17 protein-coding genes are annotated in these 16,301 nt (G+C 33.7%); 14 read left to right on the top strand and 3 right to left on the bottom strand.

The genetic code is table 11. The features are described from left to right. Positions 1-125 precede the first annotated feature (125 nt). Positions 126-587, bottom strand: a complete 462-nt coding sequence (locus HF990_RS08205; RefSeq protein WP_168412396.1) for a branched-chain amino acid aminotransferase — start codon at positions 585-587, stop codon at positions 126-128. Between the two features lie 166 nt (positions 588-753). On the opposite strand from HF990_RS08205, the gene HF990_RS08200 reads away from it, so the two are divergent. The 3 genes from HF990_RS08200 to HF990_RS08190 all read left to right on the top strand — a co-directional run bounded on the left by HF990_RS08200 (position 754) and on the right by HF990_RS08190 (position 2,693). Continuing rightward, positions 754-1,188 carry a DMT family transporter gene (locus HF990_RS08200; RefSeq protein WP_016838448.1) on the top strand — a complete coding sequence of 145 codons (435 nt, stop codon included), beginning with the start codon at positions 754-756 and terminating at the stop codon, positions 1,186-1,188. A gap of 132 nt (positions 1,189-1,320) precedes the next feature. Further along, the gene (locus tag HF990_RS08195; protein ID WP_168412395.1) at positions 1,321-2,319 is read left to right on the top strand and encodes an NADPH:quinone oxidoreductase family protein; all 999 of its coding nucleotides are present in this window, start codon (positions 1,321-1,323) and stop codon (positions 2,317-2,319) included. A gap of 185 nt (positions 2,320-2,504) precedes the next feature. After that, entirely contained in the window at positions 2,505-2,693 is a 189-nt protein-coding gene (locus HF990_RS08190) for a hypothetical protein (protein WP_016838445.1), read from the top strand. A gap of 153 nt (positions 2,694-2,846) precedes the next feature. Here the strand turns inward: HF990_RS08190 and HF990_RS08185 are convergent, their stop codons facing one another. Beyond that, positions 2,847-2,972: a YjcZ family sporulation protein gene (locus HF990_RS08185; protein ID WP_016838444.1), complete on the bottom strand. Its 126-nt coding sequence runs from the start codon at positions 2,970-2,972 to the stop codon at positions 2,847-2,849. 506 nt (positions 2,973-3,478) lie between these two features. On the opposite strand from HF990_RS08185, the gene HF990_RS08180 reads away from it, so the two are divergent. From HF990_RS08180 to HF990_RS08165, 4 genes are all read left to right on the top strand, one after another. After that, a complete protein-coding gene (locus tag HF990_RS08180) occupies positions 3,479-3,970 on the top strand; it encodes a hypothetical protein (protein WP_016838442.1) in 492 nt (163 codons plus the stop codon). Positions 3,971-4,198: 228 nt separating this feature from the next. Next, complete coding sequence (locus HF990_RS08175) at positions 4,199-4,615, top strand: universal stress protein (protein ID WP_016838441.1); 417 nt, start codon at positions 4,199-4,201, stop codon at positions 4,613-4,615. 97 nt (positions 4,616-4,712) lie between these two features. Continuing rightward, positions 4,713-5,165 (top strand): MaoC/PaaZ C-terminal domain-containing protein, encoded by a 453-nt coding sequence (locus HF990_RS08170; RefSeq protein ID WP_016838440.1) that lies wholly within the window; start codon positions 4,713-4,715, stop codon positions 5,163-5,165. A 137-nt stretch (positions 5,166-5,302) separates the two neighbouring features. Continuing rightward, on the top strand, positions 5,303-5,695 hold the full coding sequence (locus HF990_RS08165; RefSeq protein WP_016838439.1) for a DnaA N-terminal domain-containing protein: 393 nt from the start codon (positions 5,303-5,305) through the stop codon (positions 5,693-5,695). 67 nt (positions 5,696-5,762) lie between these two features. Here the strand turns inward: HF990_RS08165 and HF990_RS08160 are convergent, their stop codons facing one another. After that, positions 5,763-6,269: a DUF3231 family protein gene (locus HF990_RS08160; RefSeq protein ID WP_016838438.1), complete on the bottom strand. Its 507-nt coding sequence runs from the start codon at positions 6,267-6,269 to the stop codon at positions 5,763-5,765. Positions 6,270-6,568: 299 nt separating this feature from the next. On the opposite strand from HF990_RS08160, the gene HF990_RS08155 reads away from it, so the two are divergent. The 7 genes from HF990_RS08155 (at position 6,569) to ccsA (ending at position 16,292) form a co-directional block, all read left to right on the top strand. Beyond that, positions 6,569-7,561: a tetratricopeptide repeat protein gene (locus HF990_RS08155; protein ID WP_168412394.1), complete on the top strand. Its 993-nt coding sequence runs from the start codon at positions 6,569-6,571 to the stop codon at positions 7,559-7,561. A gap of 108 nt (positions 7,562-7,669) precedes the next feature. Continuing rightward, positions 7,670-8,962 carry a trigger factor gene (gene tig, locus HF990_RS08150; protein WP_168412393.1) on the top strand — a complete coding sequence of 431 codons (1,293 nt, stop codon included), beginning with the start codon at positions 7,670-7,672 and terminating at the stop codon, positions 8,960-8,962. Between the two features lie 210 nt (positions 8,963-9,172). Next, positions 9,173-10,447 (top strand): ATP-dependent protease ATP-binding subunit ClpX, encoded by a 1,275-nt coding sequence (gene clpX, locus HF990_RS08145; protein ID WP_016838435.1) that lies wholly within the window; start codon positions 9,173-9,175, stop codon positions 10,445-10,447. 337 nt (positions 10,448-10,784) lie between these two features. Further along, on the top strand, positions 10,785-13,103 hold the full coding sequence (gene lon, locus HF990_RS08140; RefSeq protein ID WP_016838434.1) for an endopeptidase La: 2,319 nt from the start codon (positions 10,785-10,787) through the stop codon (positions 13,101-13,103). Beyond that, positions 13,104-13,685: a ribosome biogenesis GTP-binding protein YihA/YsxC gene (yihA, locus tag HF990_RS08135; protein WP_016838433.1), complete on the top strand. Its 582-nt coding sequence runs from the start codon at positions 13,104-13,106 to the stop codon at positions 13,683-13,685. 312 nt (positions 13,686-13,997) lie between these two features. Continuing rightward, positions 13,998-15,359, top strand: coding sequence for a glutamyl-tRNA reductase (hemA, locus tag HF990_RS08130; RefSeq protein WP_016838432.1), 1,362 nt, complete (start codon positions 13,998-14,000; stop codon positions 15,357-15,359). 108 nt (positions 15,360-15,467) lie between these two features. Then, positions 15,468-16,292 (top strand): cytochrome c biogenesis protein CcsA, encoded by an 825-nt coding sequence (ccsA, locus tag HF990_RS08125; protein WP_016838431.1) that lies wholly within the window; start codon positions 15,468-15,470, stop codon positions 16,290-16,292. Positions 16,293-16,301 lie beyond the last annotated feature (9 nt).

The following is a 16,301-nucleotide window of genomic DNA, read 5'->3' as shown; positions in this document are numbered from 1 at the left end:
TTAAGAAAATATGCACTACGAGGGGTGTAAAACCCTCATGAATTGGATGAAATTGTAAAAGGGTGAGCTGTTTCAAACAACTCACCCCTTATTTTTGAGGTTGAAAAATACTTATGTCCCAACCTCTATTCGCTTATTTCAATTTGCTGCACTAATTTTTGAATAAAGTCGCATGTCAAGAATAGGGCTTGTTCAATGGTCATATCTTCTTGAAACCCTTCAATAAAATTCAGCGGTAAGTTGATTTCCCATAATCCTTCATCACCAGCAAATAAAGCGCTATAGTTTTTTATCGAATTGGTATGTAAGTGTTGTTCTAAAAAATTTTTTATTGTTTTCGTATGTTTCTTTTGAACTTTTAATCCAAATAAGGCCATATAAGTGCCAAATACATCATCCACTTCCATGGAAATAGCATCTACTTTTATTTCATCAAATACAGGGGACTGAATATAAAGAAATTCATTTAAATGATTTTTGAAATAAGAAATCGATGTATTTAAAAAAGATGCCGATTCTTTTTCAAGGATTTCTTCCGTTTCTTTATTACAACGTTCAATATATACTCGGCTTAAATCAATAGTCATTTTCTGTTACCTCCTTTATTCTTTTTCTAGTATAACCTACTTATAGGTGAAAATTCTTCTAAAGTATTATCGAGAAAGATTTATGAAGAACATATAACGTTACTTATAAATTTATATTTTTTTCATAAATATAATTTAGTAGGGTTATAGTAAAGGGGAATTCAATATGATTAAATTGGTTGTTGCATTGCTTGCAACTATAGGTGGAGCGGCAGTTGCAGTGCAAAGTAAAGTTAATGGAGGGTTAGGTAAGCAAGTAGGATTAATTGAAGGTTCTTTTATTTCTTTTTTGATTGGTACGCTTGTTTTATTTTTCTTTACTATCTTTTTCGGAAAAGGAAATATATTTGCTATTACAGAAGTACCGAAATGGCAATTAATCGGCGGAATTTTAGGCGCAATTTACGTATCGATTCTTATTTTTTCAGTCAATAAAATTGGTGTTACCTCCACATTAATGGCTGTTGTGTTAGGACAAATTATTATTGGTGCCATGATCGATCATTTTGGATTTTTTGGAGGAGAGAATTATCCAATCACTGGTAAAAAAATTATAGCAATTTTGTTATTAATTTTTTCGCTTTATTTATTTAATAAATAAATCATAAAAAAATTTTAGTCATCTTTCTAATATAAAGGAATCGGACATATCCTTATATAATCTAACATAATCTAACATATTATGAAAATTGTTAATAAATATAAAATAGAATTGAAGAAAGGAGAAATAGAAATGTCGCAATTTAAAGCATTAGTTGTTGATAAGCAAGGAGAAGACGTAACTTTAAATATTCAACAATTGTCCGTCGATGATTTGCCAAAAGGAGAAGTATTAATTCGAGTTCATTATTCAGGTGTAAATTATAAAGATAGCCTTGCGAGCATCCCGAATGGAAATATAGTGAAAAATTATCCTTTCGTACCTGGAATCGATTTATCAGGAGTTGTTGTCGCTTCAGAGGATTCTCGTTTTAAAGAAGGGGATGAAGTAATCGCAACAAGTTATGAAATTGGCGTTTCCCATTATGGAGGATATAGTGAGTATGCCCGTATTCCTGCTGATTGGGTTGTACCGCTTCCGAAAGGTCTTTCTTTAAAAGAAGCGATGATTATTGGAACTGCAGGTTTTACTGCTGCCTTGTCCATTTATCGACTTGAGAAAAACGGGTTAACCCCTAATCAAGGAAAGGTGCTTGTGACTGGTGCGACAGGTGGCGTTGGCAGTTTTGCTGTAGCGATTTTATCAAAACTAGGATATGAAGTCGAAGCAAGTACTGGTAAGGAAACAGAACATGAATTTTTAAAAAGCCTAGGAGCCGCATCTGTACTCTCAAGAGAAGAAGTAGTAAGCAACGGAAGACCAAAATCTTTAGCTAAACAAAGATGGATTGCAGCAATAGATCCAGTTGGCGGGGAGTCACTTGCATCAATTTTGAGCCAAATTAAACTTGGGGGTCAAGTGGCAGTGAGTGGTTTAACAGGTGGTGCAAGCCTACCAACGACGGTTTATCCATTTATTTTAAGAGGTGTTGATCTACTTGGCATAGATTCTGCCTATTGCGACTATAGTACGAGAAAAGAAGTTTGGAATCGTTTAGCAACAGATTATAAACCAAATAATTTACAAGATTTCCTATATAAAGAAGTGACGCTGGAAGAGTTACCTGATGCTTTCCCAATTTTACTAAAAGGACAAGCAAAAGGAAGAATTTTAGTAAATATAAATTCATAAACACTAAAATATAGACTGCCTTAAATTTGGAATTACAAGGCAGTCTATATTTGTTGAAATTTGCCTAAACTTGTGGTCATATTTTATTAGAAATGTCTTTTTTTTAATAAATTGGTTTCATCATTAACAAGCTTATAAATTATTACAGTATAATAGCTACGTAGAGAGAAAGAGAGGTGGCGTAGTTGAATCGAATTCAAATTGTAAAACAGAAGATTCAATATTTGGATGAGGCAGAAGCAAAAAGTATTTTATTATTGATTTATGCAAAATTAGATAGTGCTATTCATTATGGAGATGAAGAACTGATAAAAGAAACGGCAACTGAGATCTTTGATATGTATGAAAATCTGCCTCATAAAATGTTAAATTAATGAAATTCCATTTTGAACCACTCGTTGTTCAAAATGGTTTTTTTCTATACAAAAAAACGACCTAAAGATATGGCTTTAGGTCGTAAAAAAGAAAGATGTTAGTAAGGGGAATTTATGGCGGACAGTGAAAGTAAAGAGGATTTACTGACCTTATTAATATTGATATCCATGATTATAGCAAGATCCTACAATGATAAGAAGGATGAATAATACTACAAGTAAAACGAAATCACACTTGTTTCCGAAGAATCCTCCTACTGAGCCGTAGTTTGAAGACATATATTTTCACCCCCTTTATTCGTACTTAATGTATGGCAAAATTTCATTGCCGTGTGGTACAAATGCGGAATTATTGTAAGTGATAAAAATTTGAACGGCTTATCTAATTGCCATCATCAGTGACACATTTTTTTATTTCAATTGTATATTGCTTGAAGAATGAAGGGTTGATTGTTCGAAAAAACTATATACAAATGTGGCTTTGTAACGGAAGGAAGATGATGATGAATCGACGGGCGAAAGATGATAAAAAAAGAATAATTGAGTTTGAAAGAAATAATGAAAATAGTGACTTTTTTCATTATTCAATTATCCTCATTGGAATTTTTATTGTTATTAGCATGATTAAATTGATTATTTTTCAATAACAGTTCAATTGTGAGCATGATTATCATAAAATAAAATTAAAAAAATGTTCATTTATTTCTATACTTGTGTAAACGCTTACTTTTCAGTGTGTTGAAAAGGATTATAGGCAGGTGAACTCATTGCAAGAGGGTAAGGTTGTGAATTTTTTACAATATAAATACAATAAATTAATTGGCGAACTACGTGAATATCCAGATTGCTTTGAATACATCATCATCAAAAATTATGAAAATGCATTCAATTTTCAGCGTACTGAGTGCATACAAATGGATCGATGTTTTGTCCAAGTTATAAAATCTGGACCATCTTATGAAATGATTTCGTTTATTTTTTTTAAAGATGATTGGACAGTGTCTGAAATTCTACATTTTCTTTCTGAACATCGCATCGAAATGTTTCGCCCGATAACGGAACCTTTTGACATACAACATGTAAGTGAAATACTTGACGCAAAATTGTTTAATCAGCATCCTCTCGTTTTATATAAAAAGGGGAAAAGAAGAATTTGGTTGGATCCCAATATGTTAGACGAAGTGACAGAATTATATGAACAATACAATAAAATCAATTATACTGGACTAGCAACAGAAATCGACAAAGACAAATTTCATATAGACTACTTTGAATAATTTTTATAACGCGAAAGGAAAAAATGATTATACTTAAGCACGGTGCACCTAAGCCTATATATTAGGGAGATGGTGTATTTTTAATAGTTACATAAGATTTCATTAGTTATTTTTCTACTTTTTATTATAGTATTTTTTGATTATCCAACTACTTTAGGAAATAGTACATGAAATATTCATATAGTTTTTTACAACTATTTGCTATATTTACATAAAGGAGTGAAAAGGATGGCAATTTATCAAAAAATAGCTGTTGCAGTAGATTTTTCAGAAGGATCAAAAAGAGCGTTAAAACAAGCAATTGAAATGGCAAAAAATTTTCAATCTACTTTGCTAATTATAAATGTAGTAGATACAAAATCCTTTGGCTCTGTTGCAGCCTATGATTTAAAATACGCCGAAGAATTGAAAGAAAAGGCTAGGGAAGAATTAAACAAAATGAAAATGAATGCTGAACAAGATGGTGTAGCCAACGTGGAAATATTGGTAGAAGAAGGGGCTGCAAAAACGATTTTAACTAATGTTGAAGTCGATTTAATGGTTTGCGGTGCTACAGGATTAAATAAGATTGAAAAATGGTTGCTTGGTTCTGTGGCAGAACGCATTGTTCGTTATTCAAAATGTGATGTATTAATAGTCCGTTAATTCATGTTAAAACGATTTGTTGAATGTTCATGTTTTAAATTGTTCATGCATAAATTTTAATATTATACGATTATCTTCTTCATAAAGGAGAGAAATAATGTTAAACAAGCCATTCGAACAGTTTGAAATAGGCGAAACATGGACATCCCACGGGCGGACCATTACGGAAAGCGACCTTGTCAATTTTGCAGGAGTAAGCGGAGATTTTTTTCCGCTGCATATGGATTCGGAATATGCAAAGAATACGAGATTCAAACAACGGATTGCTCATGGTATGCTTGTATTATCCATAGGGACAGGCTTATTAGATATGAGTCCTAAGACAGTAGTTGCTTTCTACGGAATTGAAAAACTGAGATTTTTACAACCGACATTCATTGGGGATACAATCCATTTAGAATTAAGGGTAACCGATTTAGCTGATAAAGGTAATGGTACTGGCGTGGTCACGTTTCAACAAAAAATAAAAAAACAGACAGGTGCAACGGTGATTGCTGCTGAATACAAATTTCTTATCAATACTGAAGGGGCGTCTGAAAAGTCGTTTTAGACGTCCCTGTTTTATTTTCTGCAAACTTTATGTCATGTAAAAATATTTCTATAAATTATAGGTGTCCTGATTAATTTTTGCGAAAAATTGTAACAATGTGGATATACGTAATTTATTCGCAGAAAGGGATGGACTCGATGGAATTTTGGTCGGAAGTGTTGGAACGTATTCGTTGGAAAATTCCTAAAGCAAGCTATGATATGTGGTTTGCAAGAACGGAAGCAGAATGGAATGGGGACGTGTTATACATCCTAACAGAAAACCAAGTTTGTAAAGATTGGTTAAACAATCGCTATAAAAAATTTATAGCGCTTACAGTGGAAGAAATGACAGGGGAGAAAGTTCAAATACAAATTGTGAACAAAGATGCTAATGATCGAAAAATGAATTACAATCCCAAGGCTCCTTATGAAGAAATTAAAAACTTTATACTCCAACAAAATATCATGATTAATAGATTACAAAAAAGGGTAAGAGAGTTGGAAAAGAAGGTTGTCTATTTAGAAGCGGGAGATCGTATTGTGCGATAATTTCCTTTGAAAGTCGTATTGGTGAAGGGATGAAACGTGAACATTTCATCCCTTCATTATTATATCATTATTCGCGTGGACTAAAATGTAGGGGAGGGTATACAAGCCAACCTTTTTCTTTATTTAAACGAAGTAGTTTAGCTCCCAATTGAGCTTTCGCAGCATGGAATTGTCCGTACATAATGGCGATGTCTTCTCTAATACTTACCCCAATTGCTTGGCTGCAAGCGACTAACCCAGCTGCTAAATCAGCAGAAATTTTTGCTGCAATTTCCGGATCATTAAATTTGGCTCCAACAGGGATATCTTCAATGTTTGCGTTTGCTCGTTCCGGTGGTGCTGGTGGAAGACTGACACCGTTTACTTTCAGTAGATTTGTTAACTGCCTATTTTCTTCCTGCATTCCTTGAATTGCTTCTTCAATTATTTTTGCTAAATCTTCATCTCCAGTATGATTGTACAATGTTTGATAGTATGCAATCATACCATTATTTCCTAAAACATTTGTCCAAATAGCAAATATTTCGCCATAGTGTAATGGTTCATCTTTTGGATTTTTCCCTAAAATACCCACTATAATGCAACTCCTTCAATTGATTTTCCGTATTTAGTATGAATAAATGGGAAAAATCTATACAAAGCAGATTGTGCATTAGATTCTAAAAATACTGCTACAATAATCACAATTGAGTTGGAAATGAATAATATTTATAGGGAATTTCCAAAAAAAACGTATTTATAGTGATGGCCGTTATATTTTTTTCTATAATAAGATTGAATTGTTATAACTTACAATAAAGGGAATGATATTAGTAAAAAGCAAGTAAGTAGTAAGATACGGATTATTTTGTATTGCATCATGGAGTGAAAAAAGTGAAAAATAAAAAATCTTCATATACGGCTTATGAAAATGTTGTCGTATTTCCAGGAACAGTAGAACGTCTCATTTCCGAAGCACAAAAATATATTAAAAAAAATCAATTTGAAACTGCGAATCAATATTTTGAGGAAGCTTTGAAATATACTGATGGCGATGAGTATGTATTGATTCTATATGCTTATTCATTATATGAAGCAAAATCTTATCTAAAAGCTAAAGAAGTATGTGAAAAGTTACTTAATATCGGACCAACGATGTATTTTGAAGTAATGGAATTATATTTAACCGTTTGTATGCAATTAAAAGAATATAAAAAAGTAGAAAAAATTATTACTTCACTATTGGAAGAAGAAGCGATTCCACCTGATAAAATCGACCAATTTAATAGGTTGAAAGAATTAAATGCGAATATTATTGAAAAAATGGATAAGCAAGATGATTTTACGATGATTGTCAAACAGCTAGAACCTGAACTCTATGAATTAGATTCTTTTTTATCTTTAGCTCATGCTGAGCAGGTGAATAAGTTGCATGAGTTATCTCTTGCTAATATTAGGCCGATCATCGCTCACTTAAAAAATATTGTTGAAAGTCATCGTACTCATCCTTTTGTTAAAAGTCTTATTCTTATATTAATGAATGAGCAAAATATTGATATTGAATTAAAGATACGTAAATTTGACCGGATGATTGTGGTAAACCCATCAAAAATTGGGTTGCCAACAGAGTTATCACAATATAAAATGATTTCAAATATAGTTAGTGAAAAACTGCAACAAGAACCATCCGTTTTAGAAATGGTTGAATATTTAATTGCAAAACATGCAATTGTAACGTATCCTTTTGAGTGGTTGGATTTTCAATCAAATGAAGTAGCAGAATGTTATATCGATTTTGTATATCAGATGTTTGGACAAGATAGTGAATTGAATCAAGAAATCTATCAGTTCATTCAAGAATTGGAAAAGCTATCAGAACTACAATAAGCATGAAAAATGTTGAAACTAGAGCTACTTATGATATACTAAAATGGTTGTCAAAATCGTATAAACAAATGCTTAAAATTTGTAATTTATTTTTGGAGGTATTTATATATGTCAGCAAAATGGGAAAAAAAAGATGGGAATACTGGAGTATTAACAATTGAAGTTCCTGCTGAGGAAGTAAATAAAGCATTGGATCAAGCGTTCAAAAAAGTTGTAAACCAAATTACAGTGCCAGGGTTCCGTAAAGGAAAAGTACCACGTCAAATTTTTGAAAAACGTTTTGGTGTAGAAGCATTATATCAAGATGCTTTAGAAATAATTGTACCAGAAGCATATTCAAAAGCTGTTGATGAAACAGGTATCTTCCCAGTAGATTATCCTGAAATTGGCGATCTTGATAGTTTTGAAAAAGATAAAGATTTTACATTTACTGCAAAAGTTACTGTGAAGCCTGAACCAAAGCTTGGCGAATATAAAGGATTAGAAGTGAAAAAACTTAGCACAGAAGTAACAGATGAAGAAGTAGAAGAGCAAATTCAAAATTTATTAAATAGAAAAGCTGAGTACGAAATTCAAGAAGATAAAGCAATCGTTGAAGGTGACATTGCTGTTATCGATTTTGAAGGGTTCATTGGCGATGAAGCATTCGAAGGTGGTAAAGGAGAAGACTATCCATTAGAAATCGGTTCTGGCCAATTTATCCCAGGATTTGAAGAACAATTAGTTGGTTTAAAAGCTGGTGAATCTAAAGATGTTCAAGTGACATTCCCAGAAGAATATCACGCTGAAGAACTTGCTGGAAAAGATGCTACTTTCAAAGTGACTGTAAAAGAAGTAAAAACAAAAGTATTGCCAGAATTAAACGATGAATTTGCAAAAGAAGCAGATCCAGAAGTTGAATCAGTTGAAGAATTGCGCAACAAAATAAAAGAACAATTAGCTGAACAAAAGAAAAATGAAGCAGAAAGCACACTTCGCGATGAATTAGTGGAAAAAGCAGCTGAGAATGCTGAAATGGAAATTCCAGAAGCAATGATCCACAACGAGATTCACCGTATGATTGATGAATTTGCTCAACGCCTACAAATGCAAGGAATATCTTTAGACCTTTATTATCAATTCTCTGGTCAAACAGAGGAAGACTTGCATGAACAATTCAGAGAAGATGCTGAAACTCGCGTGCGCATTTCATTAACACTAGAAGCAATCGCTAAAGCAGAAAACATCGAAGTGACACAAGAAGATATCGACAAAGAGCTTGAAAAAATGGCTGACCAATTCAAAATGGATAAAGAAAAAATTATTACTGCTTTAGGCGGAACTACTGAAATGTTAGAAAATGATATTCGCAATCAAAAAACTGTAGAATTCTTAGTTGAGAATGCGAAAATTACTGAATAATTTATTCTTTCCTCATAGAAGGATTGTAATTAATTGAATAGTTCCAATAACAAGGTACGGCATATACCACCGTGCCTTGTTTTATACCAATGACTAAATAATTTTTACATACATAAGCTATACAAAATATTCCATTAGCTTTGGAAACTTCTTATTTGCTAATGTGCTCAATATCCTGTAAGATTGTTGCTTGAATAGGGGTGAAGCAAATTGTTTAAATTTAATGATGAAAAAGGCAATTTAAAGTGTTCTTTCTGTGGTAAGCCACAAGAACAAGTGCGAAAATTAGTAGCTGGGCCTGGTGTTTATATTTGTGATGAATGTATCGAGCTATGTTCCGAAATCGTTGTTGAGGAATTAGGTACAGAAGAGGAAATCGATTTTCAAGATGTTCCAAAGCCAAAGGAAATTTTAAGCATCTTAGATGAATACGTTATTGGACAAGAGCGAGCTAAAAAAGCTCTTGCTGTTGCAGTATATAACCACTACAAGCGAATCAATTCAAATAGTAAATTAGATGATGTGGAACTATCTAAATCCAATATTATTTTAATTGGACCAACTGGTAGTGGGAAAACTTTACTTGCTCAAACTTTAGCAAGAATTTTAAATGTGCCATTTGCGATTGCCGATGCCACTTCATTAACCGAGGCTGGTTATGTTGGTGAAGACGTAGAAAACATCCTGTTAAAACTAATCCAAGCTGCTGACTATGACATTGAGCGAGCAGAAAAAGGGATTATTTATATAGATGAAATCGATAAAATTGCACGAAAATCAGAGAACCCTTCCATCACACGAGACGTATCTGGAGAAGGTGTGCAACAGGCATTATTAAAAATTTTAGAAGGTACGGTAGCTAGCGTTCCTCCTCAAGGTGGTCGTAAACATCCACATCAAGAGTTTTTACAGATTGATACAACAAATATCTTATTTATCGTTGGCGGTGCTTTCGATGGAATTGAAAGCATTATTAAACGTCGATTAGGACAAAAAGTGATTGGCTTTGGTTCCGATATGAAAAATAAAAATGTGGAAAGCGAATCTTTACTTTCTCAATTAATTCCAGAAGACTTATTGAAATTTGGTTTAATTCCAGAATTTATTGGTCGCTTACCAGTCATTGCTTCACTTGAACAGTTAAATGAAGAAGCGCTCGTTAGAATTTTGACAGAGCCAAAAAATGCATTAGTGAAACAATATCAAAAAATGCTCGAATTAGATAATGTGGAATTAGAATTTGAAGAGGAAGCACTTCGAGCGATTGCGAAGGAAGCGATTGAAAGAAAAACAGGTGCCCGTGGGCTTCGTTCCATCATTGAAAATACGATGCTTGATATGATGTATGAATTGCCATCACGCGATGATATCGTGAAATGTATTATTACAAAAGAAACGATTACGGACAAAGCGCAACCAAAATTAATTTTAAAAGACGGTACAGAATTAAAAGATTTGAAGGACAATAAAAAAACTTCCGCATAAAGTAGTTACAAGTAACAGTAATAATGACCATTAAAATAAAGAGCTGACTGCGAATTTGCTTATGCATATCTCGTTAGTCAGCTCTTTGTAACAAATATCAAAATTACATATTTTTACAAATACTTGCAAATCATTTTATTGAGCGTCAAATTGTTCAAAATAACATTTTACCGGGAATAATAATTGATGTAACAGAGAATAGTAAATGCTGTTATGAAAGATTAAATTTATCGAAATTGCTATGTAAAACCAAGTGAAATGTTTTTAATTTTTCACATACTAAATTTGCCTAGAAGCGGGTGCATTCTTTAGTATCAAATGGAGGTGAATAACCCGCATGACTGAATTAAAGAAAAATGTACCACTACTTCCTTTGCGTGGACTGCTCGTATTTCCTTCAATGGTATTACATATCGATGTTGGTAGGAAACGTTCGGTCGCTGCATTAGAACATGCCATGATGAATGATAATAAAATCTTCCTAACGACGCAAAAGGATTTGCGGGTAGAAAAACCTGAAAAAGAAGATTTGTATATGATTGGGACTTATGTCTCTGTAAAACAAATGTTGAAATTACCGAACGGCACGTTGCGCATTTTAGTGGAAGGCATTTGTCGTGGGAAAATTGTTCATTACCAAGAAAACGATGATTTTACAACTGTAGATATTGAATTGCATGAAGATTCGAAAGAAAAAGACGTGGAAATGGAAGCGTTAATGCGCACAGTAGTTAATTATTTTGAAAAGTATGCGAAATCTTCAAATAAAATTACTGCTGAAACAATTGAATCTGTTTTAGACATCGAGGAACCAGGAAGACTAGCAGATATTATCGCTTCCCACTTACCATTTAAAATTTCTGAGAAACAAGAAGTATTAAGCATTTTCAATATTAAGAAAAGATTAGACCACTTAATGATTCGCTTGCATGATGAACAAGAAGTATTAAATTTAGAGAAGAAAATCAATACAAAAGTAAAGCAAGCGATGGAACGTACTCAAAAAGAATATTATTTACGCGAACAAATGAAAGCGATTCAAGCCGAGCTTGGAGATCGAGAAGGAAAAACAGGAGAAGTTGCTGATCTTCGAAAACGTGTTGAAGAATCCGGAATGCCTGAATCCACACAAAAAGTGGCACTAAAAGAGCTTGAACGCTATGAAAAATTACCGGCTGCCAGCGCAGAAAGCGGCGTCATTCGAAACTATATTGAATGGTTAGTCACAATTCCGTGGAAAGAAAAAACGGAAGATCGACTTGATGTTAATTTGGCAGAAGAAATTCTAAATCGCGATCATGATGGACTGGAGAAAGTAAAAGAGCGCATTTTAGAGTATTTATCTGTACGCCAATTAAAAAATTCCATTCGTGGACCAATTTTATGTTTAGTGGGACCACCTGGGGTAGGGAAAACCTCTCTAGCAAGATCGATAGCGGAGAGTTTAAATCGTAAATTTGTTCGCATTTCTCTTGGTGGTGTACGTGATGAATCTGAGATTCGCGGACATAGACGCACTTACGTTGGAGCGATGCCTGGTCGTATCATACAAGGAATGAAAAAAGCTGGTACAATTAACCCTGTGTTTTTATTGGATGAAATTGATAAAATGTCCAATGATTTCAAAGGTGATCCTTCAGCAGCAATGCTTGAAGTATTGGATCCTGAGCAAAATCATACTTTTAGCGATCATTACATCGAAGAACCTTATGATTTATCGCAAGTAATGTTTATTGCTACAGCGAATGATTTAAGCACAATTCCAGGACCACTATTAGATCGTATGGAAGTAATATCGATTGCTGGTTATACAGAGATTGAAAAAATCAAAATCGCTAAGAATCATCTTATTCCTAAACAACTTGATGAAAACGGTTTGAAAAAATCACAACTTATCTTTAAAGATGAAGCGATTGTTGATTTAATTCGATACTATACGAGAGAAGCTGGCGTTCGTGGTCTTCAACGTCAGATTGCTGCAGTTTGCCGAAAAGTGGCAAAAGTCATTGTTTCTGGCGAAAGAAAACGGGTTACTGTCAATTCGAAAACATTGATTGAAATGCTTGGTAAACATCGATTCCATTACGGTCAAGCGGAAACGGAAAACCAAGTTGGTGTAGCGACAGGATTGGCTTACACATCCGTTGGTGGTGATACACTTCAAATTGAAGTATCTTTAACACCTGGTAAAGGAAAACTGATTTTAACAGGTAAGCTTGGAGATGTGATGAAGGAATCTGCTCAAACTGCTCTTTCTTACGTTCGTTCTTTATCCAAACGCCTCAATTTGGATGCAGATTATTTTGAACAACATGATATTCATATACACGTACCTGAAGGAGCAGTACCAAAAGACGGTCCGTCAGCGGGAATTACTATTGCAACAGCACTTGTATCAGCCATTTCCAATAAACCTATCAAAAAAGAAGTCGGAATGACTGGAGAAATTACATTGCGAGGGCGAGTGCTTCCAATCGGAGGACTGAAAGAAAAATCGTTAGGAGCTCATCGTGCAGGATTAAAAATTATCATCATTCCTCAAGACAACGAGCGAGATATTGACGATATTCCTGAAGCAGTTCGAGAAGAATTAGTATTTAAACCGGTTAGATCGGCAGAAGAAGTGTTGAATATCGCCCTTGTTGGAGGTTTTTAAATGAAAGTTAGTCATGCGGAAATGGTAATTAGTGCTGTCAAACCGGAACAATATCCAGACGACGGTCTACCTGAATTTGCTTTGGCGGGCCGTTCGAATGTTGGAAAATCTTCATTCATCAATAAGATGATTAATCGAAAATCCCTTGCTCGTACGTCATCAAAGCCTGGTAAAACACAAACGTTAAATTTTTATAAAATCGAAAATCAATTGTTTTTTGTGGACGTTCCAGGCTATGGTTACGCCAAAGTGTCTAAGAAAGAGCGGGAAGCTTGGGGGAAAATGATTGAAAAGTACCTTACTGGTCGAAGCGTATTACAAGCTGTTATTTTAATTGTTGATTTGCGCCATCCTCCAACTGCAGACGATCAAATGATGTATGATTTCTTAAAACATTACAATATTCCTGCGATTGTAGTTGCAACGAAAGCAGATAAAATTCCAAGAGGCAAGTGGGATAAACATAAAAAAGTGGTAAGAGAAACATTAGAAATGGAAAAAGGAGATCCAATCATCCTGTTTTCTGCGGAAACGGGAGTAGGAGTGGAAGAAACATGGACTGAAATACAAAAGTTCATGTGATTCCATACATAATTGAAAATGTTTATGAAGCTTATGAAACAGTAAGAACTTCCAATTTTATAAAGGTTGACCTAGCATCCTATAGGTCAACCTTTTATATATGTTCAAGAAGAGTAAATTGTCGGAATTTGTTGAATACTATGTATAAAGGTTATTATATTGAAACAGGAATCAAATTTTGTTATTCTTATATTAGAATTATTTTAAAGTAAAAAATCTTATTTCATAACTTTTTCATAATTAGCGTTTAGATAGCGCTTTCTTTATGTTAGAATAGAGGTTATGAAATAGTTCGTGAGAGGTGTTAAGTTCATGCACACACTAGTTGTAGGCTTGAATTATAGAACTGCGCCAGTCGAAATTCGTGAAAAGTTGTCGTTCATTGAAAGTGAATTACCACAAGCGATGGCTGCGTTAAAAAAAGAAAAAAGCATATTAGAAGACGTGATCGTGTCGACTTGCAATAGAACGGAAATCTATGCGGTAGTTGATCAGCTGCATACAGGACGTTATTATATAAAACGTTTTTTATCCAACTGGTTTAACATTCCGATTGAGGAATTTGAGAGCTATTTATTTATTCGTGAAAATGATCAATCGTTAGTACACTTATTCCGAGTAACTGCAGGAATCGATTCGATGGTATTGGGAGAAACTCAAATTCTTGGACAAGTCAAGAAAAGCTTTTTAGAGGCACAAGAAATTGGTTCGACGGGTACGATTTTTAACCGCTTGTTTAAACAAGCAATTACTTTTGCGAAAAAAGCTCATAAAGAAACGACGATTAACGAAAATGCCGTTTCAGTATCTTATGCTGCGGTTGAACTGGCAAAGAAAATATTTGGTTCCCTAAAAAATAAACATGTATCGATTTTAGGCGCTGGTAAAATGGGCGAGCTTGCTATGGAAAATCTGTATGGAAGCGGCGTTGGAAAAGTAACGGTATTAAATCGTACTTTTGAAAAAGCGGTGTCTTTAGCTGAAAAATTTGAAGGACATGCTAAATCGATTAAGGAATTGCAATGTACTTTGCTTGATACAGATATTTTAATTACATCAACAGGTTCAACAACGTATGTAATTGATTATGAACTAATGCAGTTTGTAGAGCGTTTACGCAAAGGAAAACCTTTGTTTTTAGTTGATATCGCAGTTCCACGAGATATCGATCCTAAAGTAGGCGAATTACCTAACATATTCTTATATGATATTGATGACTTACAGGGAATTGTAGAAGCGAATTTAGCAGAACGAAAACAGGCCGCTCAACAAATTGAAAAAATGATTGAACAAGAAATTGTTGAATTTAAAGATTGGTTTGCAACGCTTGGAGTAGTACCGGTTATTGCGGCATTGCGCAAAAAAGCAAATATGATTCAACAAGAAACGATGAAAAGTATTGAAAATAAAATGCCAAATCTAACTGAACGGGAACGTAAAATTTTAAATAAACATACGAAATCCATCATCAATCAATTGTTAAAAGAACCAATTCTTCAAGCGAAGGAAATTGCTAACTCTCCAAAAGCCAATCAAAAACTTCAATTGTATCAACAAATTTTTGGAATTGAAGAATTAGTTCAAGAAGAAATTCAGAGTCAACAATTGAAGTTAGAAACTGAAGAAGAACGAATTCAAGACGGAATTGAAAATCAACCAAAATTATCATTTTAAGTAAGAATTTTGAGGCGTTTTCGTATCGATGTGGTAAACTAATGATACGGAAGCGCTTTTGTTTTAAATTTTAATCATAATGACGTATAAGATGGAGAAGGGTTTCGTATGACTGAAGTGATGAGTAACCTTTACCAAATAATGGTTATACTATATGCGATAAGTATAATGTTTTATTTTGTCGATTATTTTTATAAAAAAGAAATCATTCGTAGAACTGCATTTTGGTTAGTATCCATTGTTTGGATATTGCAAACGGCTTTTATCGTATTAAGCGTGTTGGAGACTAAACGATTCCCTATATTATCGCTTTCTGAAGGGATTTATTTTTATGCTTGGTTACTTGTAACGCTGTCAATCTTCTTGCATTGCATAGCAAGAACAGATTTACCGGTGTTTTTTATTAATATACTCGGATTTATTTTTATGACAATTCGACTGTTTGCACCAAATAATTTGAATCCAGTATTAAAAACCATGGAATCTGAAATGCTGTTTATACATATTGGTTTTGCCATTTTATCGTATGCAGCATTTTCCATTTCATTTGTCTTTTCAGTGCTATACTTAATTTTATACCACCTATTAAAAAAGAAAAAATATACAAAACTTTGGTCTCGTTTACCCTCCTTATCTCAAATGGCGACTTGGATGAATTATTCAATCATTATTGGCCTTCCAATCATGGTGATTAGTTTGCTATTAGGACTAGAATCAGCATTTATGAAAGTGGAGGGAGCAATTTCGTTTTTTGATGCAAAAATCATCGGTTCTTTCATAGTGCTTGTCATATATGTAGCTATCATTATGTTAAAGCAGCGAGGAATAATTACGGGACTGTCATTTGCTTGGACTCAAGTTTATGCTTATTTCGTTGTACTCATTAATTTCTTTTTGGGAAGTAAGCTATCCCAATTTCATATATGGTATTAGCAGAAAGGT

The organism is Ureibacillus thermosphaericus, assembly GCF_012396605.1.
Taxonomy (GTDB): Bacteria; Bacillota; Bacilli; order Bacillales_A; family Planococcaceae; genus Ureibacillus; species Ureibacillus thermosphaericus.
The sequence above is the reverse complement of the archived record's forward strand: the minus strand, read 5'-3'. Positions and strand labels throughout refer to the sequence as shown.